Consider the following 23,315-nt stretch of genomic DNA (forward strand, 5'->3'; position numbering starts at 1 on the left):
TGGAGGGTGGGAGGTGAGGAGACCTCGCCTCCCGCCCTCCACTCAGCGGAGCCAGTGGGCCTCGTAGGGGCGCAGCTGGACGGCGCCGTCGCTGATCACCGGGGCCTCGCCGGTGAGGTGGTCGACCACCCGGGCCGGGTCGAGACCGAGCTCCCGGAGCACGTCGAGGGGCACGTGCCGGGGCTCGGGGGCCACGTTGTAGACGCCCAGCACCGTGCCCAGCGGGTGCCGGCGGGCGACGAGCAGGACGGCGGGGTCGCGCGGGTCGAGCACCTGCGCGGCGACCGAGGCGTGCAGCTGGGGCAGCGTCGCCCGGGCCGCGGCCATCGCCCGGATGCCGGCCGCGATCGCCGGGGACACCGGGGCGGGCGGTCCGTCCGCGGGCCAGGTGAGCCGGGGGCGGTGGGCCCAGCGGTTGTCCTCGGCGTGCCCGGGCTCCTCGGCCCAGTGCGGGTCGTTGAGCATCCCCAGCTCGTCGCCGCTCCACAGGACCGGCAGCCCGCCGAACCCGAGGACGACGGCGTGCGCGAGCAGCACCCGGGCGACGGCGTTCGGGTCCCAGGCGCCGAGTCCGGCGAGCGAGGCGGCGGTGCCGGAGATGCGGCGGTCCCCGGTCTCCTCGTTCTCCCCGAAGACCAGCCCGCGGGCCCAGGAGCTGGGGAAGGCCCCGGAGTACCAGTCGGAGAGGAACCGGCGGTGCGCGGACCCGGACAGCCCCACGGCCGCGGCGTCCCCGTCGTCGACGGCCCAGCCGATGTCGTCGTGACAGCGCACGTAGGTGATCCAGGCCGTGGTGGACGGCGGGACGGGGAGCTGCTGCAGCGCTCGGGAGGCCAGCACCGCGTCGCGGGCGGCCAGCATCGACCAGACCTGGACCATCAACCCGTTGTGGTAGGCGAGGTCGCTGACCCTGCCCCAGTGCTCGGCCCGGCCGAGGTAGCCGACCAGGTCCCGCGGGCCGACGATCGCCTCGGCCAGGAAGACCGTCGCCGGGCAGGCGATCCGGGCCACCGCGCGCAACGCCCGGGTCAGCGCGTGCACCTCGGGCTGGTTCTGGCAGTTCGTGCCCAGCCGCTTCCAGGTGAAGGCGATCGCGTCCAGCCGCAGCACCTCGACGCCGTGGTTCGCCAGGTCCAGCACGACGTCGGCGTAGGCGCAGAACACGTCGGGGTTGGACCAGTCGACGTCCCACTGGTAGTCGTTGAACGTCGTCCACACCCAGCCGGCGAGGTCGTCGTCCCAGGTGAAGCTGCCGGGAGCCAGGTCGGGGAAGACCTCGGGCAGCGTGGCCTCGTAGGCGTCGGGCTGCGTCCGGTCGGGGAAGACGTGGAAGAAGGCGCGCTTGTCCGCGTCCCCTGACCGGGCGGCCCGGGCCCAGGCGTGCTCGCGGGCGACGTGGTTGAGCACCAGGTCCAGGCACAGGCTGATCCCGCGGCCGCGCAGCTCCCGGGTGAGCGCCCGCAGGTCGGCCGTCGTCCCCAGGTCGGGGCGGACCGTGGAGTAGTCGGCGACGGCGTAGCCGCCGTCGTTGGGCGGCGGGCCGGGGGTGAGCACCGGCATGAGGTGCAGGTACGTGACGCCGAGGTCGGTCAGGTACCCCGCGCGGTCGGCGACGTCAGCGAGCGTGCCGGCGAACCGGTCGGCGTAGGCGGCGTAGCCCAGGGCCTCCGGCTGCTGGAACCAGTCCGGGGCCAGGGTGCGCCGCAGGTCCAGGGCGTGCAGCTCGTCGTCCCGGTCGGCGAACGCCTGCGCGGCAGCCACCAGCAGCCGGTCGGCGACGGCCCGCGGGTCGGGGTAGAGCGGGGTCAGCCCGGCGAGGAGGTCGGGCAGCCAGCGGGCCACCCGGGCGTCGAAGACCTCGCGGCGGTGGGCGGGCAGGTCGTCCAGGACAGACACCCGGGCAGCATCTCAGTCCTCGTCGGGCCACCGGCGGGCCGACAGGTCGGTGACCATCGCGATCAGCCCGGCACGCAGCTGCGGCAGGTCCGGCACGGCGTCCCCGAGCACCCGCTCCGCGGCCTGTCCGTCCCCGGCCTCGGCCAGTGCGGTCCGCCCGGCACCGGTGACGCTGACCTCGACCCGGCGCCGGTCGACCGTGGAGCGGGCCCGGCTGACGTGGCCGTGCCGCTCCAGCCGTTCGAGCACCCGGCTCATGGTCTGGTCCTCCACCTGCACGGCCTGCGCGAGCTCACGCTGGGAGCGCGGACCGCCGGTCAGCATCCAGAGGACCGCGAACCCGGCGTGGTTGAGCCCCCACTGCCCCAGGTGGGCGTCCCAGGCGTGCTCGACCAGCCGCGCGGCGGTGGACAGCAACCGCCCGGTGGCCCAGGTGGAGGGGTCGTCGGCAGGACGGTCCGCCATCTCCACCTCCCCGTTTTGCTCAGCATGCTGAACATCCTGCTAGATTCCCTCAGCAGGCTGACCATTCTGCCCCGTCGCCCACCCGCACGCAGGAGCACCCCGATGGCCCACCCCGACAGCACCCGGTCCCGCCGACGGCTGCGCTGGCTGCTGCCTGCGCTGCTGGTGGTCGGCTGGCTCGCGCTGTCCTCGGTCGCCGGGCCGTACAGCGGCCGGCTGTCGGAGGTGCAGTCCAACTCCCAGAGCGACTTCCTGCCCGGCAGCGCGGAGTCCCAGCGGGTGGCCGAGCTGTCGGCCGGGTTCAGCGACACCGAGGCCTTCCCGGCCTACCTGCTGCTGGAGTCCGACACCCCGCTCAGCCCGCAGCAGCTGGCCGACTTCGCCGCGTTCGCCGAGTCCGTGCCCGACGTCGAGGTGCCGGTGGAGGGCGGGACGGCGCAGCGGGTCGGGGACTTCCTGGTGCCGGGGCCGATCCCGGTCGTGCCCAGCGACGACGGCCTGGCCGCGCTGGCGCTGGTCTCCTTCGACAGCGGGCTGACCAGCGCCTCGCTGCCCGACGGCGAGAGCCCGATCACCGTCGCGGTCGAGCAGGTCCGGGCCGCGGTTCCTGACCTGGGCGGTGAGGTCTACGTGGCCGGGCCGGCGGCCACGACCGCGGACCTGGTGAGCGCCTTCGGCGGCATCGACGGCACCCTGCTGCTGGTCGCCGGGATCGCCGTCCTGCTGATCCTGCTGGTGGTCTACCGCTCGCCGGTGCTGCCGTTCTTCGTGCTGCTCACCGCCGGCTTCGCGCTCACCACGGCGAGCCTGGTCGTCTACCTGCTGGCCGACGCCGGGGTCGTCACCCTGGACGGGCAGGGCCAGGGCATCCTCTCGATCCTGGTGGTGGGTGCGGCCACCGACTACTCGCTGCTCCTGGTCGCCCGGTACCGGGAGGAGCTGCGCCGGCACGACGACCGGTACGACGCGATGCGCCGGGCCTGGCGGCAGACCCTCGAGCCGGTCGCGGCGAGTGCCGCCACCGTGGTGCTGGGCCTGCTCTGCCTGCTGCTGGCCGACATCGGCCCCACCCGCGGCCTGGGCCCGGTGACCGCGGTGGGCATCGTGTCCGCGGTGCTCGCCGCGCTGACCTTCCTGCCCGCGCTGCTGGTGCTGCCGGGGCGGACGTCGGCCGGTGAGCACGGCCGGTGGGTGTTCTGGCCCGGGGTGCCGCACGTGGGGTCGCAGGGCCCGGAGAGCACCGGCGTCTGGGCCGGGGTGGCCGCGCTGGTCGGCCGCCGTCCGGTCGCCGTGGGGGTGCTCAGCGCGCTGTTCCTCGTGGTGCTGGCCGCCTTCGCCCCGACCCTGGACACCGACGGCGTGAGCCAGACCGACACCTTCCTGGACCGGGTGGAGTCCGTGGTCGGCGGCGAGGCGCTGGCCCGGCACTTCCCGGCCGGCTCGGGGTCACCGACCCTGGTCGTGGCGCCGGCCGACGAGCTCGCGGCGGTCACCGAGGTGGTCGGCGGCGCTGCGGGCGTCTCCGACGTGCAGCCCACCCCCGACCCGGCGACCGGGGAGCCGCTGGAGGTCGACGGGCTGGTCCAGCTGCAGGTCACGCTCGTCGACGCCGCGGACTCCCCCGCCGCCGAGGACGCCGTCGCCGCGCTGCGCACCGACCTCGACGACGTCTCCGCCGACACCCTCGTGGGCGGGACGACGGCGCAGGCCCTGGACGTCCGGGACACCTCGGTGGCCGACCGCGACCGGATCATCCCGGTGATCCTGCTGGTGGTCTTCGTCGTCCTGGCGGTGCTGCTGCGGTCGCTGGTCGCACCGCTGGTGCTGCTGCTGAGCAACGTGCTGAGCTTCGCGGCCACCCTCGGGGCCGCCGCGCTGGTCTTCGACCACGTGCTCGACCTGCCCGGCGGCGACCCCACCGTGCCGCTGTACGCCTTCGTCTTCCTGGTCGCGCTGGGGATCGACTACTCGATCTTCCTGATGACCCGGGTGCGCGAGGAGTCCCTGGAGCACGGCACCCGCGCGGGCGTCCTCACCGGGCTCTCGGTCACCGGCGGGGTGATCACCAGCGCCGGCATCGTGCTGGCCGCGACCTTCGCCGCGCTCGGGGTGCTGCCGATCCTCTTCCTGCTCCAGATCGCGTTCCTGGTCGCCTTCGGCGTGCTGCTGGACACCTTCGTCGTCCGGTCGCTGCTGGTGCCGGCGGTCGTGCGGCTGCTGGGCGAGCGGACCTGGTGGCCGCACCCGGTGTCCCGGCGCAGGCCGGAGGGCGCGGCTCACTGACGCCAGCGGTACTCCAGCTCCGGTCGCCCGGTCCCGCCGTAGCGCGGGGTCCGGGCGACCAGCCCGGCCTCGGCCAGGTGCTCCAGGTAGCGGCGGGCGGTGATCCGGGAGGCCCCGATCAGCTCCCCGGTCTCGGCCGCGGAGAGCCCGTCCCCGCCCCGGACGGCGGCGACCACCGCGTCCAGGGTCTCCCGGCCCATCCCCTTGGGCAGCGGCGCCGGCCGGGCGGGGCGGGCGGCCTCGAGCACCCGGTCGACGGCGTCCTGCCCGGTGACGTCGCCGTCGGCGCGCAGCTGGGCGCGGTAGTCGGCGTAGGCGGTCAACCGGTCGCGCAGCGCGGCGTAGGTGAAGGGCTTGAGCAGGTAGCCCACCACCCCGGCGGCCGCCGCGGCCCGCACGGTCGTCAGCTCGCGGGCCGAGGTCACGGCGAGGACGTCGACGTCCCGGCCGGCCGCACGCAGCCGGCGGACCAGCTCGATGCCGTGCGTGTCGGGCAGGTTCATGTCCAGCAGCACCAGGTCCACCGGCAGCCGGCCCAGGGCGTCCCAGGCCGCCTGCCCGGTGCCGGCGACGGCGACCGCGGTGAACCCCGCGGTGCGCTCGACGTAGGCGCGGTGCGCGTCGGCGGCGACCGGCTCGTCCTCCACGACGAGCACCCGCAGGTCGTTCACGAGTCGGCCGTCTCGCGCAGCGGCAGCGACACGGTGAACTCCGCACCCGGGCCGGGCCGCACGGCGACCGTGCCCCCGTTGCGCCGCACGGCCTGGGCGACCAGCGCCAGGCCCAGCCCGCGGCCGGTGCCGCGCGGGCCGTCGTCCTTGGTCGACCAGCCGCGCCGGAACACCGCCTCGGGGTCGCTCACCCCGGGGCCGGTGTCCTCCACCCGCAGCTCCAGCCGGCCGTCCTCGGTCCACAGGGCCAGCTGCACCTCGCGCGGGGCATCGCCGGCCAGGGCGGCGTCGATGGCGTTGTCCAGCAGGTTGCCCACGATGGTCACCAGGTCCCCGCCCGGGATGCCGGTGGCGCCCACCGCGGTGGCCGGGTCGATCTCCAGGGCCACCCCGCGCTCGTGCGCGGTGGCGGCCTTGCCCAGCAGCAGCGCGGCCAGCACCGGCTCGTCGACCGCGCCCACCACCCGGTCGGTGAGCCGCTGGGCCAGCGCGAGCTCGGCGGTGGCGAACTCCACGGCCTCGGCGCTGCGGCCCAGCTCGACCAGCGACACCGTGGTGTGCAGCCGGTTGGCCGCCTCGTGCGCCTGGGCGCGCAGCGACTCGGCGAAGGCGCGCACGCTGTCCAGCTCACCGGTGAGCGCCTGCAGGTCGGTGTGGTCCCGCAGGGTCACCACCGCACCCACCGACCCGCCCTGCGGGGTGGCCGGGGCCTGGTTGACCACCAGCACCCGGGAGCCGCTGACGTGCACCTCGTCGACGGCCAGCCGCTGCCGGCCCAGCGTGGCCACCAGCTCCGGGGACAGGCCCAGGTCGCCCACGTGCCGGCCGGTCACGTCGCCCTCGAGCTCCAGCAGCCGGCGGGCCTCGTCGTTGACCAGCTGCACCCGCCGCTCGCCGTCCAGCAGCAGCAGGCCCTCCCGGACGGCGTGCAGCACCGCGTCGTAGTACTCCAGCATCCGGGCCAGCGGCTCGGCACCCAGGCCGTGGGTCTGCCGGCGCAGCCGCCGGCTGATGGCCAGGCTGCCCAGCGCCCCGACGAGCAGCACGGCCGCCGCGACGCCGAGGATGCCCGGCAGCGCGGCCGCCACGTCGTCCCCGATGGCGGCGACGGTGATGCCCACGCTGACCAGCGCGACCACGTCGGTGGTGCTGCCGGAGCGGAACACCGGGGCGACGGCGCGCACCGAGGGGCCCAGCGTGCCGGCGTAGGTCTCGGTGAACGTCTCCCCGCGCAGCGCGGGGCCGATCGTGCCGACGAAGGGCTGGCCGATCAGCGCCGGGTCGGGGTGGGTGAACCGGGTGCGGTCGGGGGCCAGCACGGTGATGAAGGAGGTGTCGGTGTCGGCGCGGACCTGCTCCACGTAGGGCTGCAGCGCCGAGGACGGGTCGGGCTCGACGACGGTGGCGCGCACCAGCGGGGAGTCCGCGATCGTCTCGGCGATGCTCAGCGCCTGGGTGTCGGCCCGCGCCTCGACGGCGTCCCGGGCGTCGTCGACGGCGACCCAGCCCAACGCGGCCACGACGACGACGAGCACCAGCGCCTGGAGGGCGAGCAGCTGGCGGGCCAGGCTGCCGCCCCCGCGGGTGAGCAGGGCGGGGAAGCGCACGGGTGGAGTGTGCCGGTCCGGTGTCGGTGCGGTGTGAACGCAATGAACGCATGGGTGACGGCGATCACGACAGACGCGACAGTCAGCGCGTCGCCGGACTCGGCGGCCGCAGTCAGGACGGCGCTCCGTCACCCCGAGCACCCCGTCCGCCACCGACTCCACAGGAGCAGTCCATGGCATCCCCCGGTACCGACACCGCCCCCCGGCAGAAGCGCGACAAGACCCACTGGCTCTACATCTCGGTGATCGTCGCCGTGGTCGCCGGCATCGTGGTGGGCCTGGTCTTCCCCGAGTTCGGCGTCTCGCTGAAGTGGCTGGGGACCGCGTTCGTCGGCCTGATCAAGATGATCATCGCGCCGGTCATCTTCTGCACGATCGTGCTGGGGATCGGGGCCATCCGGCAGGCCGCGCAGGTCGGCCGGATCGGCGGTCTGGCGCTGGGCTACTTCATCGCGATGAGCACGGTGGCCCTGGCCATCGGCCTGGTCGTCGGCAACGTCCTGCACCCGGGCGACGGCCTGCAGCTGACCGACGAGGTCCGCGGCGCCGGCGCCGAGCTGCTCTCGGAGTCCGCGGAGGGCGCCCCCGAGGGCACCACGGGCTTCATCCTGTCGCTGATCCCGACCACCCTGCTGTCCTCGCTCACCAGTGGTTCGGTGCTGCAGGCGCTGCTGATCGCACTGCTGGTCGGCTTCGCGCTGCAGGCCATGGGCAAGGCCGGCGCCCCGATCCTCACCGGCATCGGGCACCTGCAGAAGCTGGTCTTCCGCATCCTGGCGATGATCATGTGGGTCGCCCCGATCGGTGCCTTCGGCGCCATCGCCGCCGTCGTGGGCGCCACCGGTGTCGACGCGCTGAAGAGCCTGGGCATCCTGATGCTCGGCTTCTACGCCACCTGCGCGGTGTTCGTCTTCGTGTTCCTCGGCGCGATCCTGCGGGTGGTCGTCGGGATCAACGTCTTCACGTTCCTGAAGTACCTGGGCCGCGAGTACCTGCTGATCGTCTCCTCGTCGTCCTCGGAGACCGCGCTCCCCCGCCTCATCGCCAAGATGGAGCACGCCGGGGTCAGCAAGCCCGTCGCCGGCATCGTGGTGCCGACCGGCTACTCCTTCAACCTCGACGGCACCGCGATCTACCTGACGATGGCCTCGCTGTTCATCGGTGAGGCGCTCGGTGACCCGCTGAGCGTCGGCGAGCAGATCAGCCTGCTGGTCTTCATGATCATCGCCTCGAAGGGCGCGGCCGGGGTCTCCGGCGCCGGTCTGGCCACGCTGGCCGGTGGCCTGCAGTCGCACCGCCCCGAGCTGCTGGACGGCGTCGGCCTCATCGTCGGCATCGACCGGTTCATGAGCGAGGCCCGCGCGGTCACCAACTTCTCCGGCAACGCGATCGCCTGCATGCTCGTGGCGACCTGGACCAAGGAGCTGGACCGCGAGCAGATGAAGGCGGTGCTGTCCGGGGAGCGTCCCTTCGACGAGACCACGATGATCGACGACGGCCACGCCCCGTCGAGCACCGACGGCGACCCGGTCGACGCCGCCCCGGCCAGCGGCACCAACGCCGGCCCCGGCCAGCGCGACGCCGCCTACGCCGAGCGCGAGCTCGCCCGGGAGTCCCTGCGCTGACCCGCCCCACCCCGACGCCCGCGTCCCCCTCGAGGGGGCGCGGGCGTCGTGCTGTGCGGCCGGGGTGCGCCGGTAGCCTGCGCGGGTGGCCCAGCTGCCGACCCTCCAGCAGCTCACCTACTTCGTGGCCGCGGTCGAGCACGGCTCGTTCGTCGCGGCGGCCGAGGCCACCCACGTGGCCCAGCCCAGCCTGTCCGAACAGGTGCGCCGGCTGGAGCACACCCTCGGCGTGACGCTCTTCGTGCGCACCAACCGTCGGCTGCAGCTCACCGAGGCGGGCCGTGCCCTGCTGCCCGCCGCGCAGCGCACGCTGGCCGACGCGACGGCGCTGACCGAGAGCGCGCGGCACGTCCGCGAGCTGTCCGGCGGCACGGTCAGCTTCGGCACCTTCTCCAGTGCGCACCTGTACCTGCTCACCGCGCTGATCGGGGACTTCCGGGCCCGCTACCCGGGGGTGCTCACCCGGGTCGTGGGGCTCAACAGCTCCGAGGTGGCCGCCCAGGTGCGCACCGGCGAGCTGGAGGCCGGGCTGGTCCAGCTGCCGGTCGACGACCGCGGGCTGGACGTCGGGCCCACGGTGCTCACCGACTCCGTCGTCTACGTCAGCACCGACGGCGACCGCACCCGCGAGCCGGTGACGGTGCAGCAGCTGGCCGACGCCCCGTTGATCCTGTCCGAGGCGCGCTGGGGTGCCGAGGACCCGCTGCGCCGCATGCTCACCGACCGGGCGCGGGCCGCGGGTGTGGAGCTGCGACCGCAGATCGAGGTGGAGTTCCAGACCGCGGCGGTCGAGCTGGCCTCGCACGGCCTGGGCGACTCCCTGGTCTCCTACCTGGTCACCCGCTGGTCGGGCTACCCCGGCCGGCTGCACTGGGTGCGGCTGGAACCACCGGTGCACGAGCGGTTCGCGTTCATCACCCGCACCGGCGGGGTGCTGAGCCCGGCCACCCGGGTGTTCATGGACCTGGCGCACACCCACATCCGGGCCCTGCAACGCGCGGCCGACGGCGGTCCAGCCAGAGGTTGAGCCTTGAGCTGGCGTCCTGAACTTCCCGTTCACACGGTGCCCGGGGAGCCCCAGACTCGTCCTGACGCCGACCACCCCGGCCGGCACGGGAGGACCGATGACCACCAGCACACCCCAGCGGGTCTGCGTGATCGGCGCCGGTGCCGCGGGCCTGGAGGCGGTCCGGGTGTTCCGGGACGCCGGGCACGACGTCGTCGCCTTCGACCGCAGCGAGCGGGCCGGCGGGCACTGGCACACCGACTACGAGGCGCTGCACCTCATCACCCCGCGCGACGTCTCCTGCTTCGACGGCGTCCCCATGCCGGCGTCCTACCCGCTGTTCCCCAGCCGGGAGCAGGTCATCGCCTACCTCGACGCCTTCGCCGCCGACCACGACCTGCTCGCCCACATCCGCTTCGGCACCGAGGTCACCGCCGTCACCAGCCCGGACGGCGGGGTCTCCGGCTGGGACGTCACCACCGCGGCCGGCACCGAGCACTTCGACGCCGTGGTGGTCGCCAACGGGCACCACTGGGACGCCCGGCTCCCGGCGATGGCCGCGGACTTCACCGGCCGCTCGCTGCACTCCTCGCAGTACCGCTCGGTCGCCGACGTCGAGGGCCGCCGGGTGCTCGTGGTCGGCGCCGGCAACAGCGGCTGCGACCTGGCGGTGGACGCCGCGAACGCCCGGCTCGAGGTCTCCATCGCGATGCGGCACGGGCAGGTGTTCCAGCCCAAGACCTTCTTCGGCCGGGGCCGCAACCAGCTGCCCCTCCTCGCCAAGCTCCCGCCCTGGGCGGCCGAGCGGGTGCAGCGTGCCCTGGTGAGGGTGTCGGTGGGCAGCCCCTCGGACTACCCCGGCCTGCAGGAACCGGTCACCCGCAACCTCAACGAGCAGGCCCCGGTGGTCAACGACCTGCTCCTGTACTGGCTGCAGCACGGCCGGATCACCGCCCGCACCGGCGTGGTCGGGGTCGCCGGCCGCGAGGTCTCCTTCGCCGACGGCACCTCCGCGGAGTTCGACACCGTGCTGTGGGCGACCGGGTTCGCCGTCAGCCTGCCGTTCCTGGCCCCCGACCAGCTCACCTGGTCCGCCGGCGCCCCGCTGCGGGTCGGCGGCATGACGGTGCCGGTCGGCACCGCCCGGATGTACACCGTCGGTCTGGCCAGCCCGCGGGGCGCGCAGTTCCCGGTGTTCAGCGCGCAGTCCGCCCTCGCCGTCCGGCTGCTGGGCCTGGAGGGCCGCACCGCCCGCCCGCTGGACGTCGAACTGCTGGCCGCCGGCGCCCCCGACGACCGGGTCGACGTGCTCCGGCCGGTCTGGTCGCAGCAGATGACCCGGTCGCACCAGGTGCTCGACGGCCTCCCCACGAACCCGGCCCGCACCCTGCAGGAGAGCACCCGATGAGCGACACCGTCCTGGTCACCGGCGCCGCGAGCGGGATGGGCCGCACGGTGGTCGAGCGGCTCGCCGGCGCGGGCTGGCGGGTGCTCGCCCTGGACCGGTCCGCCGAGGCGCTGGACGCCCTGGCCGCCGAGGTGGGGCCGGCCGTCGTCCCGCTGGTCGCCGACGTGGTGGACAGGGCCGCGGTCACCGCCGCCGTGGACGGCCTCGTCGCCGGGCACCGGCTCACCGCTGTCGTGAACTGCGCGGGCATCTACCCGCCCACCCGGCTCGACGACTACTCCGAGGACGTCTACCGGCGGGTCTTCGACGTCAACGTGCTCGGCACCCTGAACGTGACCGCGGCCGCCGTGCCGCACCTGCGGGCCGCCGGTGGGGGTGCGGTGGTCAACTTCGCCTCCGTCGACGCCTTCGCGGTCTCCCCCGGCCAGCTGCTGTACAGCGCCTCGAAGGCCGCGGTCCTCTCGATCACCAAGTCACTGGCGATCGAGCTGGCCCCCGACGCGATCGTGGTCAACGCCGTCGCCCCCGGCTGGGTGGACACCCCCGGCAACGCCGCCACCGGCCGGATGGCGGCCGCCGCGGCCACCATCCCGCTCGGCCGGGTCGCCCGGCCCGACGAGATCGCCGTCTGGGTGCAACGCCTGGTCGAACCCGGCTACGTCACCGGCGAGACCGTGGTCATCGCCGGCGGCGCGGCCATGCGCTGACCCTCCCCGCTCCACCGGCACGACAGCTCGTCGCCGGCCCTCCCCCTCCCCACAGGAGACCGTGATGCGGACCCACCCCACCCTCGGACGGACGCTGGCGCTGGGCGCCACCGTCCTGCTCGCCGCCACCGCCTGCGGCGGGAGCAGTGACGACACGGACGCGGCAGCCCCGAGCAGCGACGCCGGCGCGAAGACCGTGAACGTCTACGGCGCCGACGGCAACATGAACAACGGCCTCGGCGAGGACTTCAGCGAGCCGGGCGTCCTCGCCGGGATGCGCGGCACGGTGCTGCTCACCGACCTGGCGCAGGACTTCCGGGACCGGCTGCTGGCCGAGGACCCCACGCTGGTCAACTTCAACACCGCCGGGGAGACCTACGACGCCGTCGTCATCACCGCGCTGGCCGCGCAGCTGGCCGGCAGCAACCAGGCCACCACGTTCGCCCCGTACGTGAACGGGGTGACCTTCGGCGGGGAGAAGTGCACGGACTTCGCGGCCTGCAGCGCGGTCATCGCCTCGGGCGGGAACCCCGACTACGACGGGATCATGGGCGAGCTGGCCTTCACCGAGCCCGGCGAGCCCTCGGTGGCCAGCTTCGCGATCGAGAGCTTCACCGAGGACAACCAGATCGACGAGGACGCCCGGGAGTTCGTCGAGGCCGGGGACATCGCGAACGCCGCCACCGACGAGGGCCCGGCGCCCGCCGCGCCGGGCACCACCGGGGCGCCCCTGGTGATCGGCAGCCTGACCCCGCTGACGGGCAACCTGAGCTACCAGGGCCCGCAGCAGATCGCCGCGCTGACCCTCGCCGTCACCGACGTCAACGCCGCGGGCGGGGTGCTCGGCGGCGACGTCCAGCTGGTCACCGGCGACTCCGGTGACGCCTCCACCGACACGGCCACCCAGACCGCCGACCGGCTGCTGCAGTCCGGGGCCAACGCAATCGTCGGGGCCTCGTCGTCCGGGGTGTCGCTGACCGTCATCGACGCGATCACCCAGGCCGGCGTGCTCATGATCAGCCCGGCGAACACCTCCGACGTGCTCACCGACTACGCCGACAACGGGCTGTACTTCCGCACCGTCCCGCCGGACACCCTGCAGGCCCGGGCGCTGGCCGACCTGATCGGCGGCGACGGCAACAACACCGTCGGCATCCTGGCGCTCAACGACCCCTACGGCACCGGGTTGGCCGAGAACACCGCCGCCGACCTGGTCGCCGACGGGCTGGCCGAGGACTCGATCGTGACGCTGGTCTACGACCCCCAGGCCGCCAACTACGACAGCGAGGTGTCGCAGATGGTCGACCTGAACCCCGACGCGATCCTGGTCATCGGGTTCGAGGAGACCAGCCGGATCATCGAGGGCCTCAACGCGCAGGGCATCGGGCCGCAGCGCTGACCGCTCCCCCGACCGCCCCCGACCCCGCCCGGGTCGGGGGCGGTCGGCGTTCCACGTGGAACGCGGGACCCCTCACGCGGGTGGCGACGCGGCCCCGCCGGTGAGCAGGCCCAGCCACTTGGTGATCGCCGAGACCCGGTTGCGCGGACCGACCAGGCTCAGTGCCCGGCAGGCCAGCTCGGCCCCCGGCGTCGTCACCAGTTCCGCCAGGTAGCCGTCGTAGACCCGGTGGGTCTGGGCCGCCCGCGGCATGTCGACCACGAGCACCCCGGCCGAGTCCACCGCCTTCGCCCGGACGGCGGCCAGTTCCTCGGCCGTGGCGGTCAGCACCGAGCAGCCGGCCCAGGGCAGGCCGGGGTGGTGCACGCCGTCGGCGTCGGGTCCGCCGTGGGCGAGCAGGTTGTCGACCGCCGCCCCGGTCGCGGCCGCCACGCAGGCGACGGCGTTCACCGCCTCACCGGCGGGCACGGCGGCGTCGACGACCACCACCCACTTCAGCCGGGCGTTGCGGGTCGGCTCGGCGGTGACCACCTCGTCAGGGAGGAAGCCGATCTCGTTCGCTGTCATGCCCGCACGCTAGGCAGATCCACGCCCTCGGTGGGTGCACTCCGAACGACGTTCGGCAGAGGGCGGCAGGATGGGTCCGTGGACGAACTCGATGCGGCGATCCTGCGGGAACTCCAGTCCGATGCCCGGCGGACCAACCGGGACGTGGCGGCCGCCGTGGGGGTGGCGCCGTCCACCGCGCTGGAGCGCACCCGGGCACTGCGGGACCGCGGGGTCATCCGGGGAGCCACCCTGGACGTCGACCTGGCGTCGGTCGGGCGCCCGGTGCAGGCGCTGATCGCCATCCGGGTGCGCCCGCCCTCCCGCCGCGCGATCGAGGCCTTCCGGGACTGGGCGCAGGCCCAGCCGGAGACGATCGGGCTGTTCGTCGTCTCCGGCGCCGAGGACTTCCTGGTGCACGTGGCCCTGGCCGACAACCAGGCGCTCTACTCCTTCGTCGTCGACCGGCTCACCCAACGGCCGGAGGTCGGCGACGTGCGGACCAGCGTGGTCTACGAGCACCTGCGCCGGCCACCGCGGATCGCCGCGACCGACTCCCCGGTCAGCCCGGCTGGCGCAGCAGGTACCGGCCGAAGTGGGGCACGGTGAAGGCGATCTGGCCGCGCTCGGCGCTGTAGACCAGGCCCTTCTTGATCAGCGAGTCCCGGGCCGGGGAGAGCGAGGCGGGCTTGCGGCCCAGGGAGACCGCGACGTCCGACGTGCTGACGGCGGCGCCGGAGGGACCGCCCAGCTCGGCCATCGCGTGCATGTACTCCCGCTCGGCGGGGGTGGCCCGGTCGTAGCGGGAGCCGAAGAACCCCACCGCCAGCTCGGCCTCGGCGGCCGGTGCGGCCATCGCGACGTCGGCGGCGGTGATCGGCGAGGTGGCGGCGACGTCCCAGGTGACCTTGCCGTAGGCCTGCACGAAGTAGGGGTAGCCGTCGGCGGCGTCGTAGAGGGCGTCGAGGGCCTCGGCGTCGAAGGCGACGTCCTCCCGCTCGGCCGGGCCGACCAGGGCCCGGTCGGCGGCGGGGCGGTCCAGCCGGTCGATCCGCAGGTAGCGGAACAGCCGCTCGGAGTAGGACTTCGAGGCACTGAGGACGGCGGGCAGGTGCGGCAGCCCGGCGCCCACCACGATCAGCGGCGCCCCCTGCTGGGAGAGCTCGTGGCAGGCGGCGCAGATGGCGCTGACGTCGTCGGGCTGCACGTCCTGCATCTCGTCGATGAACAGCGCGATGCCGCTGCCGATGTCGGCGGCCACCCCGGCGGCGTCGCTGAGCAGCTCGACCAGGTCGATCTCCATGTCGCCGCTGTCGGCCCGGCCGGTGGCGGCGGGGACGTCGATGCCCGGCTGCCAGCGGTCGCGCACCTTGGCGTCCGGTGCCTGCCGCTGGGCGAAGGCCTTGACCACGCCCAGCACCTCCTGCACCGACTCCTGGTCGCCGTGCCGCGGACCCAGCTCGCGCAGCGCCATGTGCAGCGCGCTGGAGACCGGCCGCCGCAGCGACTGGTCGGGCCGGGCCTCGATCTTGCCGGTCCCCCACCCGCGGGCGATCGCCGCGGACCGCAGCTGGTTGAGCAGCACCGTCTTGCCGACCCCGCGCAGCCCGGTGAGCACCAGGGACCGCTCCGGGCGGCCGTGCGCGATCCGCTCGAGGACGACGTCGAAGGCGCTCAGCTCGGTGTCGCGGCCGGCGAGCTCGGGGGGCCGCTGACCGGCGCCGGGGGCGTACGGGTTCCGCACGGGGTCCATGTGTCGCACCGTATTCGGCTCTCTAGCGGTCGAGGTAGACCTGCGTAGAACGGGGTAGGGCGTGTCGCGTGGCGCATCGGGAGCGGTTCGACGGCTGGATCCTCGGCACCGGCACGACCTCGGGCACCCGGCTGGTCGTCGGGCACTGGCCGCGGTCGCCGCTGGGCGCGGTGTCCGACGTGATGGTCGAGCGGGCCGACGGTCACCGGGTGCTGCTGGCGCAGACGCGGCCGCTGGCCGACTTCGTGGCGGCCACCTACTCCTTCGACGCGGTACACGTCGTCGACGTCGCGGTGCGCCGGGCCGCCGACCGGTGGACGGTGCAGGCCGGTCCGCTGGTCCTGCAGGTGCGCGTGGGCCGTCGCCCGGCCCTGGGCTGGTTGCTGCGCGCCGTTCCGCCGCCGCTGGCCCGCACCCCGGCCTGGGTCGGGCTGCTGGACCGCCCCGCGCAGCTGCTCACCGGCCTGCACACCCGCGGCTCGGCCGGGAACGGACGGACCGAGTGGTACGGCGTGCAGGACCTGCACACCCTGGTGTCGGCCACGGCGAGCTGGGACGGTGCGCCGCTGGGCGACCTGGCCCCCGTCGAGCCACCGGTCCGGTTCGGGTTCGGTTCGGTGCCGCCCCGGCCCTCGGTGGTGCGGGTGACGACCACCATCGAGGTCCCGTAGCGGCGTCTGCGGACCTCTAGCGGCGGGACTAGACGGCCGCAGACCGGGTCAGACGGCGCCGCCGCAGCCAGCGGACCACCAGCACGGTGCCGACGACGGCGAACGGCAGCGCGCTGGCCAGCAGCGTCCACCCGCCGAGCTCGCCGGCCGCGCCGACCGTGGCGCCCACCCCGACGTGCAGCACGGTGCCCGGGACCAGGCCGATCGCCGTCCCCAGCAGGTGGTCGCGGAAGCGGATGCCCGAGAGCCCGCCCGCGTAGCTGACCAGCGTGAACGGGGCGACCGGCGTCAGCCGCCCGAGCAGGGTGGACAGCACCCCGCGGTCGGTCAGCACGGCGTCGGCCCAAGCCAGCCGCGGCCCGGCCAGCCGCTGCACGGTGTCCCGGCCCAGGAGCCGGGCCACCCCGAAGCCGGCGGCGGCACCCAGCACCCCGCTGGCCCAGGCCACGACGAGTCCGCCCCCGAACCCGGCGAGCACCCCGGCGAGCACGCTGAGCGCCGTCCGCGGCACCGGGGCCAGGGTGACCAGCGCCGACACCACCACGAGCCCGACCCAGCCCCAGGCCCCCGCGTCGGCCAGCCACCCGCGCAGCGACGCCACCGAGGGCAGGTCGACGGTCACCGCCAGCACCACCCCGGCGACCAGCAGCAGGACCAGGAAACCGGCGCGCACGGCCTGCGCCGTCGTCACCCGCGCCCGCCTCATCGCCCCCAGTGTGCGGGCCGTGACCCGATCGTGACCTGGGTGGTGTCGGGTGTCGGCACCTCCCGCCGCGTCAACCGGGTGTGGGCACACCGAGGACGAGGGGGGACGGCGTGGACGCGTTCACCGAGTTCGTCGTCCAGGTCGAACGCCCGCTGCTGCGCACCGCCTACCTGCTCACCGGCGACCACGGCCACGCCGAGGACCTGGTGCAGACCACGCTGGTGAAGGCGCACCGGCACTGGGACCGGGTGCAGCGCGCGGACTCCCCGCTGGCCTACGTCCGGCGGGTCCTGGTGACCAGCCACGTCAGCTGGCGACGGCGGCTGTCGACGTCCGAGCAGGTCATCGAGTCCGTGCCCGACCGGGCCGGGGAGGACCTGCAGGCCCGGCAGGCGACCACCGACCTGGTCCGCACGGCACTGCAGGAACTCTCACCGCGGGTGCGTGCGGTCGTCGTCCTGCGCTGGTTCGAGGACCTCACCGAGGTCGAGACCGCCCGCGTCCTCGGCTGCTCCCCCAGCACCGTCAGCACCCACGCCGCCCGCGGCCTGGCCACCCTGCGGCGGTACCTCGACGGTGTCGAGGCCGCCGAGCACCCCGACCCCTACGCCCGGAGGACCTCGTGACCGACGTCCGCGCCCTGCTGCACGATCTCTCCGCCGACGCCCCCACCGGGCACGGCGCGGCCACCGCCGACCGGGTGGTCGCTGTGCACCGCGCCCAGGACCGGCGCCGGCGGGGCTGGGCGGCGGTGGCCGTCGCGGTCGCGCTGGTGGTGGCTGGCACCCCGGCCCTGCTGGACGCCGTCCGGCCGGCCGACGGCGCCGTCGCCGCCGCCCCTGGTGACGCCGACCTGGGCCTCTACGACGTGCCCACCCGGGGCTCGTGGGCCGGGGATGCCGAGCTCGTCGAGCAGGCGCTGGCCGCCGACTGGGACGACGGCACGGCGACGGCGGTGGACCCGCCCGCGGGCACCAGGCGGGTGGTGTTCGTCGGCGACGTCCTCGGTGGCCAGGCCTGGGCCCTCGTGCTGGGCCGGGTCGACGGCCAGACCTGGTCCACCTGGTTCGTCGACGTCACCCCCGAGGACGGGATCACCTGGCAACGTGCGTCCGGGCCGGACCGGTCCTTCCCGGACACCCCGATGGGCCTGGTGGACACCGCTGGCGAGCAGGGTCGGGTCGTGGTCGTGGCCTCCCCCGACGATGAGGTGCGCTTCCGGGCGGGCGCGGGTGAGACCGGCTACCGGACGACGCAGACGGTGGACGGCATCGCCGTGGCCGTCGTCCCCACCCCGGAGAGCCCCGCCACGGTTGCCGCCTTCCAGGTGCTGCGCGACGGTGCCGTGGTCTACGACCAGCCGCCCCAGCGATTCGACTCGACAGCTCTCCCCGGCGACCAGCCGGCTGCAGTTCCCCCGGCGGACGCGCCGCCGGACGCGGAGTTCGGCCGGCGGATGGTCGACTGCCTGCTGCCTCTGGGGTGGGACGTCTCGGTGCTCGGCGAGGGCTACGACCACAGGCTGCAGCCCGGTCAGGACGCAACCGCCTACGACGCAGCGGTCGAGTCCTGCCTCCTCCGGACCGGCTACCGCTGACCTGACGGCCGCCCCGGAGGGGGGCCTGGGCGAGGATGGGCCGGTGACCGGGGTGCTGGCGGGGTTCCTGGTCATCGGGGTGGTCATCGGGGTCGGGTACCTCGTGGGCCGGCGCGGGGTGTTGGGCCCGCACGCGCAGGAGGTGCTCTCCCGGGCCTCGTTCCTCGTCGCGACGCCGGCGCTGCTGTTCACCACGCTGGCCGGGGCCGAGTTGGGGGACGTCTTCTCCCCCGTGCTGCTGGTGACCTCGGTGTCGGCGCTGGCGGCCATCGCGGTGTTCGCCGTCGTCGGCGCGGTGTGCGGGTGGGGGCTGGGGCGCACGACCATCGGGGCGTTGAGCGCGAGCATGGTCAACAGCGCCAACCTGGGCATCCCGATCGCGATCTACGTGCTCGGGGACGCGACCGCGGTCGCCCCGCTGCTGCTGTTCCAGCTGGTCGTGCTGGTCCCGGCGTCGCTGGTGGTGCTGGACCTCGCGGTCCCGGGCTCGGGGACGACGCTGCGGGAGCGGCTGCTGGCGCCGGTGAAGAACCCGGTGCTCATCGGGTCGGCGTTGGGCCTGCTGGTCAGCGCCTTCGACGTCCGGGTGCCCGGCTTCCTGCTCGACCCGATCGGGCTGCTGGGCGGCCTCGCCGTCCCCGCGGTGCTGCTGGCCTACGGCATCTCGCTGCACGGCAGCCCGGTGCCCGGCCGCGGGGCCGAGCGGGCGCCGGTGCTGACCGCCGTCGGCGTCAAGCTGGTCGGCATGCCGCTGGTGGCCTGGCTCCTCGGGCTCGCGCTGGGGCTGGGGCCGCAGACGCTCTTCGTCGTCGTGGTGCTCTGCGCGCTGCCCGCGGCGCAGAACATCTTCACCTACGCGGTCACCTACCGGACCGCGGTCGACCTGGCCCGGGAGTCGATCACGCTGAGCACCGTCGGCTCGATCCCGGTGCTGCTGGTGGTGTCAGCCCTGCTGGGCTGAGGGCGGGGCGAGGCCCACCTGGTCGGCCCGCTCGGCCCAGTACGCCAGGGTCGAGGGCAGGTCGACGATGCCGGCGTCCGAGCCCAGGCCCTGGGCGACCAGCGCGGCGGCGGCGGTGGCCAGTCGCGCGGCCACCGGCAGGTCCCAGCCGAGCTGCAGACCCACGACCAGCCCGGCGGTGAAGGCATCGCCGCACCCGGTGGTGTCCACGACGTCGAGGGTGAAGGCCGGGACGCGCTCGGCCGGGCCCTCCCCGACGATCAGCGAGCCCTCGGCGCCGCAGGTCACCACGACCGTCCCCACGCCCAGGCCCCGGAGCACCCGGGCGGCCTCCTCGAGGTCGGCGAGGCCGGTCATCGAGCGCAGCTGGTCGTCGTTGGGCACGAAGAGGTCCACCCAGGGCCACAGGGGCCTCAGCAGCTCCAGCACGTCCGGTCCGGCGCCCGAGCGCAGCAGGTCCACGGTGGTGGTCGTGCCCGACCCGCGGGCGTGCCGGAGCAGACCCGGTGCGACCTCGGTGGCGAACGGGCCGAGGACGTCGGGTCCGCCCAGGTGCAGCACGTCGGCACGGGCGACCAGGTCGAGGTCCACGTCGTCGGCGGTCAGCGTCGCGGTGACCCCGGGCAGGTGCATCGTGGGTCGCTCGCCGTTGGGCCGGATCGGCAGGATCGTCGTCGACGTCCGGCCGCCCTCGCGGGTGACCAACCGGTCCGTCTCGACCCCGTGGTCGGCCAGCAGCATGCCGAGCAGCCGCCCCAGGGAGTCCGACCCGATGGCCCCGATCGAGGTCACCCGGGCGCCGAGCTTGGCCAGGTCCACCGAGGTCCCGGCGGCGGTCCCGGCCGCGGTGATCCGTGCGTCCTCGATCAGCACCCCGCCCTGTCCGGGCGGGATCTCGGTGACCGGGCGGACCAGCACGTCGACGATGTGCGGGCCGATGCAGACGACGTGGGTCATCGGGGGGTCCCTCCGTAGGCGGCAGCGGCGACCTCGGCGAGCTCGTCGTCGGTGAGCACCCGCGGGCGGCCCAGTGCGCTGGCCTCGCCGAACAGCTCGCAGAGCCACTCGAGCAGGTGGGCCCGCTCGAAGGCCTGGTCCAGGTCGGCGCCGTACGTCACGGCACCGTGGTTCTGCATCAGCGCGGCGGTGCGGTCCTGCAGGGCCCCGGTCACGGCGGCGGCGAGCTCCGGCGTCCCGTAGCGGTGGTACGGCGCGACGCGCGGGGCGCCCCCGAGCCGGACGGCGTAGTAGTGCAGGGGCGGGAGCACGTCCACGACGGTGGAGACGGCGACGCTGCGCAGGCCGTGGTGGTGCACGATCGCGCCGGCGTCGGTGGCCGCGTAGACCGACAGGTGCAGCCCGGTCTCGGTGGACGGGCGGAGGCTGCCGGCCACCACCTGGCCCTGCAGGTCGACCACGCAGACCTCGTCGGGTCCGACCTCGTCGTAGGGCACCGAGGACGGTGACACCGCGACCAGGTCACCGACCCGGATGCTGACGTTGCCGGCGGTCCCGGTGACCAGGCCCTCGCTGATCAGCCGTCGTCCGCCCTCGGCCACGGCCTGGCGGGCGCGCTGGACGTCGGCACCTGGTGGGACGGGCTCCATCGCCCTAACGTATATCGAACGACCGACATGGAAAAGACCCGCGGAGGCGCTCGTGTCCGACGACCTGCAGTCCTGGCTGGCCCGCTTCCAGGACGCGCTCACCGCCCGGGACGTCGGCGCGGTCGTGGACCTGTTCGCCCCGGAGTGCTTCTGGCGGGACCTCGTCGCCTTCACGTGGAACATCGCCACCGCCGAGGGTCGTGACGCCGTCCGGGCCCGGCTGGTCGAGGTGCTGGACCGGGTGGACCCCACCGGCTTCCGGGTGTCCGCGGGCACGTCGCCCACGCGCAACGGGGCCCTCGAGGAGGCGTGGATCGAGTTCGAGACCTCGGTGGGCCGCGGTCGCGGGCACCTGCGGCTGACCGACGGCCGGGCGTGGACGCTGCTCACCACGCTGTTCGAGCTCACCGGCCACGAGGAGGCGACCGGCACCCGCCGTCCCCGCGGCACCGAGCCCCGCCCAGGACCGGGGACGGCCGAGCCGTACGTGCTGGTGATCGGCGGCGGGCAGGGCGGCATCGCGCTGGGTGCTCGGCTCAAGGCACTCGGCGTCCCGGCGGTGGTGGTGGACCGGCACGGCCGGCCGGGTGACCAGTGGCGCAGCCGGTACGAGTCCCTGCGCCTGCACGACCCGGTCTGGTACGACCACCTGCCCTACCTCCCCTTCCCGCCCACCTGGCCGGTCTTCGCCCCCAAGGACGCCATCGCCGACTGGCTGGAGGTGTACGTGCGGGTGATGGAGATCGACTACCGGTCGGCCACCACCGTCCGCTCCGCGTCCTTCGACGACACCGCCGGACGCTGGGACGTGGTGCTGGAGCGGGACGGCGAGGAGCTCAGCGTCCACCCGGTCCAGCTGGTCTTCGCCACCGGCATGAGCGGCAAGCCCCGGGTGCCGGTCTTCCCCGGCGCGGACCGCTTCCGCGGGGAGCAGCGGCACTCCTCCGAGCACGACGGCTCCGGCGCGCACGACGGACGACGGGTGGTGGTGGTCGGGTCGAACAACTCCGCGCACGACATCTGCGCGGCGCTGTGGGAGAACGGCGCCGACGTCACGATGGTCCAGCGCAGCTCCACCCTCGTCGTCCGCAGCGAGGCAGTGCTGCAGTCGATGGCCGGGACGTACTCCGAGGAGGCGCTGGCCGCCGGGGTGACCACGATGCAGGCGGACCTGACGCTGGCGTCGGTGCCGCTGGCGCTGCTGGGCCGCTTCCAGAAGCCGGTCTACGACCGCATCCGGGTGCAGGACGCCGACTTCTACGCGCGGTTGGAGGCTGTCGGCTTCGCGCTGGACTTCGGCGAGGACGACACCGGCATGCTGCTGAAGTACCTGCGTCGGGGCTCGGGCTACTACATCGACGTGGGCGCCTCCGAGCTGATCGCCGACGGCTCGGTGCGGCTGGCCCGCGGGCAGGTCCGCGAGCTCACCGAGGACGCCGTCGTGCTGGAGGACGGCACCGAGCTGCCGGCCGACCTCGTCGTCCACGCCACCGGGTACGACCCGATGAACGGCTGGGTCGCCGACCTCGTCGACCAGGACACCGCCGACCGGGTGGGCCGGGTCTGGGGCACGGGCTCGGGGACGACGGGCGACCCGGGGCCCTGGGAGGGCGAGCTGCGCAACGTGTGGAAGCCGACCGCCGTCCCCCAGCTGTGGTTCCACGCCGGGAACCTGTCCCAGTCGCGGCACTACTCGCTGTACCTGGCCCTGCAGCTGGCCGCCCGGTACGCGGGCATCCCGACCCCGGTCAGCGAGCGGGCGCCGGTGCACCACCGGCGCTGACCCGCGCCAGGAACCGGTCGACGAGCACGACCTGGTGGTCGGCGGTCATGTGGTCGGGGTCGACGATCGCCTGGATCGACAGCGAGTCGACCAGGCAGACGACGTCGTCGACGAGGAGTGCGAGGTCGGCGTCGGGGCCCAGCTCACCGCCGGCGTCGGCCTGGTCCAGGAAGGACCGCCACAGCCGCCGGGAGCCCTCGTAGGTGGCGCTCCGGATGCCCCGCAGGTGGGCGTTCCCGACCGACTGGCCGAGGAAGCTCACGTCGACCTGCGCCTCCACGAACCGCTCGGCGTCCAGCGGGAGGGCCTCCAGCAGGGCCAGGCGCAGGGCCGCGATGCCGGTGGTCTCCCGGGTGGCGGCGAGGATGCGGTCGCGCGCCCGGGCGAAGGCCAGCCGGTGCGCGGAGACCAGGATGTCCTGCTTGTCGCTGAAGTAGTGCGTGAGCACGCCGATGGAGTAGCCGGCCTCCTCGGCGATCGCCCGGGTGGTCGCGGAGTCCAGTCCGGTCCGGGCGATGACCCGCCACGTGGCGTCGAGGACCTCCCGCCGACGCTCGGCGTGGTCGACGATCTTGGGCACGGGACTCCTCGGTGACGGCTGGTGGCCGACGGGTGAGCTGGGTC

At 74.5% G+C, this 23,315-nt stretch carries 22 protein-coding genes; 12 read left to right on the plus strand and 10 right to left on the minus strand.

What is annotated here, in order from left to right:
• Positions 1-42: 42 nt before the first annotated feature.
• Together ASG36_RS09845 and ASG36_RS09850 are read right to left on the minus strand one after the other, a co-directional pair.
• Positions 43-1,896 carry an alpha-amylase family protein gene (locus ASG36_RS09845; protein WP_055763314.1) on the minus strand — a complete coding sequence of 618 codons (1,854 nt, stop codon included), beginning with the start codon at positions 1,894-1,896 and terminating at the stop codon, positions 43-45.
• 12 nt (positions 1,897-1,908) lie between these two features.
• Positions 1,909-2,361: a MarR family winged helix-turn-helix transcriptional regulator gene (locus tag ASG36_RS09850; RefSeq protein WP_082523105.1), complete on the minus strand. Its 453-nt coding sequence runs from the start codon at positions 2,359-2,361 to the stop codon at positions 1,909-1,911.
• Between the two features lie 102 nt (positions 2,362-2,463).
• Between ASG36_RS09850 and ASG36_RS09855 the strand changes: the two genes are divergently transcribed.
• Positions 2,464-4,644, plus strand: a complete 2,181-nt coding sequence (locus tag ASG36_RS09855; protein ID WP_055763319.1) for an MMPL family transporter — start codon at positions 2,464-2,466, stop codon at positions 4,642-4,644.
• On the opposite strand, the gene ASG36_RS09860 is transcribed toward ASG36_RS09855, so the two are convergent.
• Together ASG36_RS09860 and ASG36_RS09865 are read right to left on the minus strand one after the other, a co-directional pair.
• Positions 4,638-5,315: a response regulator gene (locus tag ASG36_RS09860; protein ID WP_055763322.1), complete on the minus strand. Its 678-nt coding sequence runs from the start codon at positions 5,313-5,315 to the stop codon at positions 4,638-4,640. The genes ASG36_RS09855 and ASG36_RS09860 overlap by 7 nt on opposite strands.
• Positions 5,312-6,922: a sensor histidine kinase gene (locus tag ASG36_RS09865; protein ID WP_055763325.1), complete on the minus strand. Its 1,611-nt coding sequence runs from the start codon at positions 6,920-6,922 to the stop codon at positions 5,312-5,314. Before ASG36_RS09865 ends, ASG36_RS09860 begins: the two co-directional genes overlap by 4 nt.
• Positions 6,923-7,095: 173 nt before the next feature.
• Here ASG36_RS09865 and ASG36_RS09870 point away from each other — a divergent pair, with 173 nt between their 5' ends.
• The 5 genes from ASG36_RS09870 to ASG36_RS09890 all read left to right on the plus strand — a co-directional run bounded on the left by ASG36_RS09870 (position 7,096) and on the right by ASG36_RS09890 (position 13,067).
• On the plus strand, positions 7,096-8,547 hold the full coding sequence (locus ASG36_RS09870) for a cation:dicarboxylate symporter family transporter (RefSeq protein ID WP_055763329.1): 1,452 nt from the start codon (positions 7,096-7,098) through the stop codon (positions 8,545-8,547).
• An 85-nt stretch (positions 8,548-8,632) separates the two neighbouring features.
• On the plus strand, positions 8,633-9,574 hold the full coding sequence (locus tag ASG36_RS09875) for a LysR family transcriptional regulator (RefSeq protein WP_055763331.1): 942 nt from the start codon (positions 8,633-8,635) through the stop codon (positions 9,572-9,574).
• Between the two features lie 97 nt (positions 9,575-9,671).
• Positions 9,672-10,961 (plus strand): NAD(P)/FAD-dependent oxidoreductase, encoded by a 1,290-nt coding sequence (locus ASG36_RS09880; RefSeq protein WP_055763334.1) that lies wholly within the window; start codon positions 9,672-9,674, stop codon positions 10,959-10,961.
• Positions 10,958-11,668: an SDR family NAD(P)-dependent oxidoreductase gene (locus ASG36_RS09885; RefSeq protein ID WP_055763338.1), complete on the plus strand. Its 711-nt coding sequence runs from the start codon at positions 10,958-10,960 to the stop codon at positions 11,666-11,668. The genes ASG36_RS09880 and ASG36_RS09885 overlap by 4 nt, the downstream gene beginning before the upstream one ends.
• A gap of 64 nt (positions 11,669-11,732) precedes the next feature.
• A complete protein-coding gene (locus ASG36_RS09890) occupies positions 11,733-13,067 on the plus strand; it encodes an ABC transporter substrate-binding protein (RefSeq protein ID WP_055763341.1) in 1,335 nt (444 codons plus the stop codon).
• 72 nt (positions 13,068-13,139) lie between these two features.
• On the opposite strand, the gene ASG36_RS09895 is transcribed toward ASG36_RS09890, so the two are convergent.
• Entirely contained in the window at positions 13,140-13,634 is a 495-nt protein-coding gene (locus tag ASG36_RS09895) for a DUF2000 domain-containing protein (RefSeq protein WP_055763344.1), read from the minus strand.
• A 78-nt stretch (positions 13,635-13,712) separates the two neighbouring features.
• On the opposite strand from ASG36_RS09895, the gene ASG36_RS09900 reads away from it, so the two are divergent.
• Positions 13,713-14,222, plus strand: coding sequence for an Lrp/AsnC family transcriptional regulator (locus ASG36_RS09900; protein WP_055763347.1), 510 nt, complete (start codon positions 13,713-13,715; stop codon positions 14,220-14,222).
• Here the strand turns inward: ASG36_RS09900 and ASG36_RS09905 are convergent.
• Positions 14,176-15,366, minus strand: coding sequence for an ATP-binding protein (locus ASG36_RS09905; protein WP_055763350.1), 1,191 nt, complete (start codon positions 15,364-15,366; stop codon positions 14,176-14,178). The two genes, ASG36_RS09900 and ASG36_RS09905, sit on opposite strands and share 47 nt — an antisense overlap.
• 68 nt (positions 15,367-15,434) lie before the next feature.
• Between ASG36_RS09905 and ASG36_RS09910 the strand changes: the two genes are divergently transcribed.
• Complete coding sequence (locus ASG36_RS09910; protein ID WP_055763353.1) at positions 15,435-16,037, plus strand: hypothetical protein; 603 nt, start codon at positions 15,435-15,437, stop codon at positions 16,035-16,037.
• Positions 16,038-16,065: 28 nt separating this feature from the next.
• Here ASG36_RS09910 and ASG36_RS09915 read toward each other — a convergent pair whose 3' ends face one another.
• Positions 16,066-16,743: a TVP38/TMEM64 family protein gene (locus tag ASG36_RS09915; RefSeq protein WP_082522990.1), complete on the minus strand. Its 678-nt coding sequence runs from the start codon at positions 16,741-16,743 to the stop codon at positions 16,066-16,068.
• 110 nt (positions 16,744-16,853) lie between these two features.
• Here ASG36_RS09915 and ASG36_RS09920 point away from each other — a divergent pair, with 110 nt between their 5' ends.
• From ASG36_RS09920 to ASG36_RS09930, 3 genes are read left to right on the plus strand one after another with little or no spacing between them, the layout of a single operon-like run.
• Entirely contained in the window at positions 16,854-17,369 is a 516-nt protein-coding gene (locus ASG36_RS09920) for a SigE family RNA polymerase sigma factor (protein ID WP_055763355.1), read from the plus strand.
• Positions 17,366-18,340, plus strand: coding sequence for a hypothetical protein (locus ASG36_RS09925; protein ID WP_055763358.1), 975 nt, complete (start codon positions 17,366-17,368; stop codon positions 18,338-18,340). The genes ASG36_RS09920 and ASG36_RS09925 overlap by 4 nt, the downstream gene beginning before the upstream one ends.
• A 43-nt stretch (positions 18,341-18,383) precedes the next feature.
• A complete protein-coding gene (locus ASG36_RS09930; RefSeq protein WP_055763362.1) occupies positions 18,384-19,301 on the plus strand; it encodes an AEC family transporter in 918 nt (305 codons plus the stop codon).
• Here ASG36_RS09930 and ASG36_RS09935 read toward each other — a convergent pair.
• Together ASG36_RS09935 and ASG36_RS09940 are read right to left on the minus strand one after the other, a co-directional pair.
• Entirely contained in the window at positions 19,284-20,258 is a 975-nt protein-coding gene (locus tag ASG36_RS09935; protein ID WP_055763365.1) for a carbohydrate kinase family protein, read from the minus strand. The two genes, ASG36_RS09930 and ASG36_RS09935, sit on opposite strands and share 18 nt — an antisense overlap.
• Positions 20,255-20,908, minus strand: coding sequence for a class II aldolase/adducin family protein (locus ASG36_RS09940; RefSeq protein ID WP_055763367.1), 654 nt, complete (start codon positions 20,906-20,908; stop codon positions 20,255-20,257). The genes ASG36_RS09935 and ASG36_RS09940 overlap by 4 nt, the downstream gene beginning before the upstream one ends.
• Positions 20,909-20,960: 52 nt before the next feature.
• Between ASG36_RS09940 and ASG36_RS09945 the strand changes: the two genes are divergently transcribed.
• Positions 20,961-22,691, plus strand: a complete 1,731-nt coding sequence (locus ASG36_RS09945; protein ID WP_235494816.1) for an NAD(P)/FAD-dependent oxidoreductase — start codon at positions 20,961-20,963, stop codon at positions 22,689-22,691.
• Here ASG36_RS09945 and ASG36_RS09950 read toward each other — a convergent pair.
• A complete protein-coding gene (locus tag ASG36_RS09950) occupies positions 22,657-23,271 on the minus strand; it encodes a TetR/AcrR family transcriptional regulator (protein WP_055763370.1) in 615 nt (204 codons plus the stop codon). The two genes, ASG36_RS09945 and ASG36_RS09950, sit on opposite strands and share 35 nt — an antisense overlap.
• Positions 23,272-23,315: the final 44 nt, after the last annotated feature.

This window comes from Geodermatophilus sp. Leaf369 (assembly GCF_001424455.1).
Taxonomy (GTDB): domain Bacteria; phylum Actinomycetota; class Actinomycetes; order Mycobacteriales; family Geodermatophilaceae; genus Klenkia.

Excerpts from the sequence above, each read along its gene's own strand:
- ASG36_RS09850 (WP_082523105.1), bottom strand. The coding sequence starts at position 2,361 with ATGGCGGACCGTCCTGCCGACGACCCCTCCACCTGGGCCACCGGGCGG.
- ASG36_RS09855 (WP_055763319.1), top strand. The coding sequence starts at position 2,464 with ATGGCCCACCCCGACAGCACCCGGTCCCGCCGACGGCTGCGCTGGCTG.
- ASG36_RS09870 (WP_055763329.1), top strand. The coding sequence starts at position 7,096 with ATGGCATCCCCCGGTACCGACACCGCCCCCCGGCAGAAGCGCGACAAG.
- ASG36_RS09880 (WP_055763334.1), top strand. The coding sequence starts at position 9,672 with ATGACCACCAGCACACCCCAGCGGGTCTGCGTGATCGGCGCCGGTGCC.
- ASG36_RS09885 (WP_055763338.1), top strand. The coding sequence starts at position 10,958 with ATGAGCGACACCGTCCTGGTCACCGGCGCCGCGAGCGGGATGGGCCGC.
- ASG36_RS09890 (WP_055763341.1), top strand. The coding sequence starts at position 11,733 with ATGCGGACCCACCCCACCCTCGGACGGACGCTGGCGCTGGGCGCCACC.
- ASG36_RS09895 (WP_055763344.1), bottom strand. The coding sequence starts at position 13,634 with ATGACAGCGAACGAGATCGGCTTCCTCCCTGACGAGGTGGTCACCGCC.
- ASG36_RS09905 (WP_055763350.1), bottom strand. The coding sequence starts at position 15,366 with ATGGACCCCGTGCGGAACCCGTACGCCCCCGGCGCCGGTCAGCGGCCC.
- ASG36_RS09915 (WP_082522990.1), bottom strand. The coding sequence starts at position 16,743 with ATGAGGCGGGCGCGGGTGACGACGGCGCAGGCCGTGCGCGCCGGTTTC.
- ASG36_RS09935 (WP_055763365.1), bottom strand. The coding sequence starts at position 20,258 with ATGACCCACGTCGTCTGCATCGGCCCGCACATCGTCGACGTGCTGGTC.
- ASG36_RS09940 (WP_055763367.1), bottom strand. The coding sequence starts at position 20,908 with ATGGAGCCCGTCCCACCAGGTGCCGACGTCCAGCGCGCCCGCCAGGCC.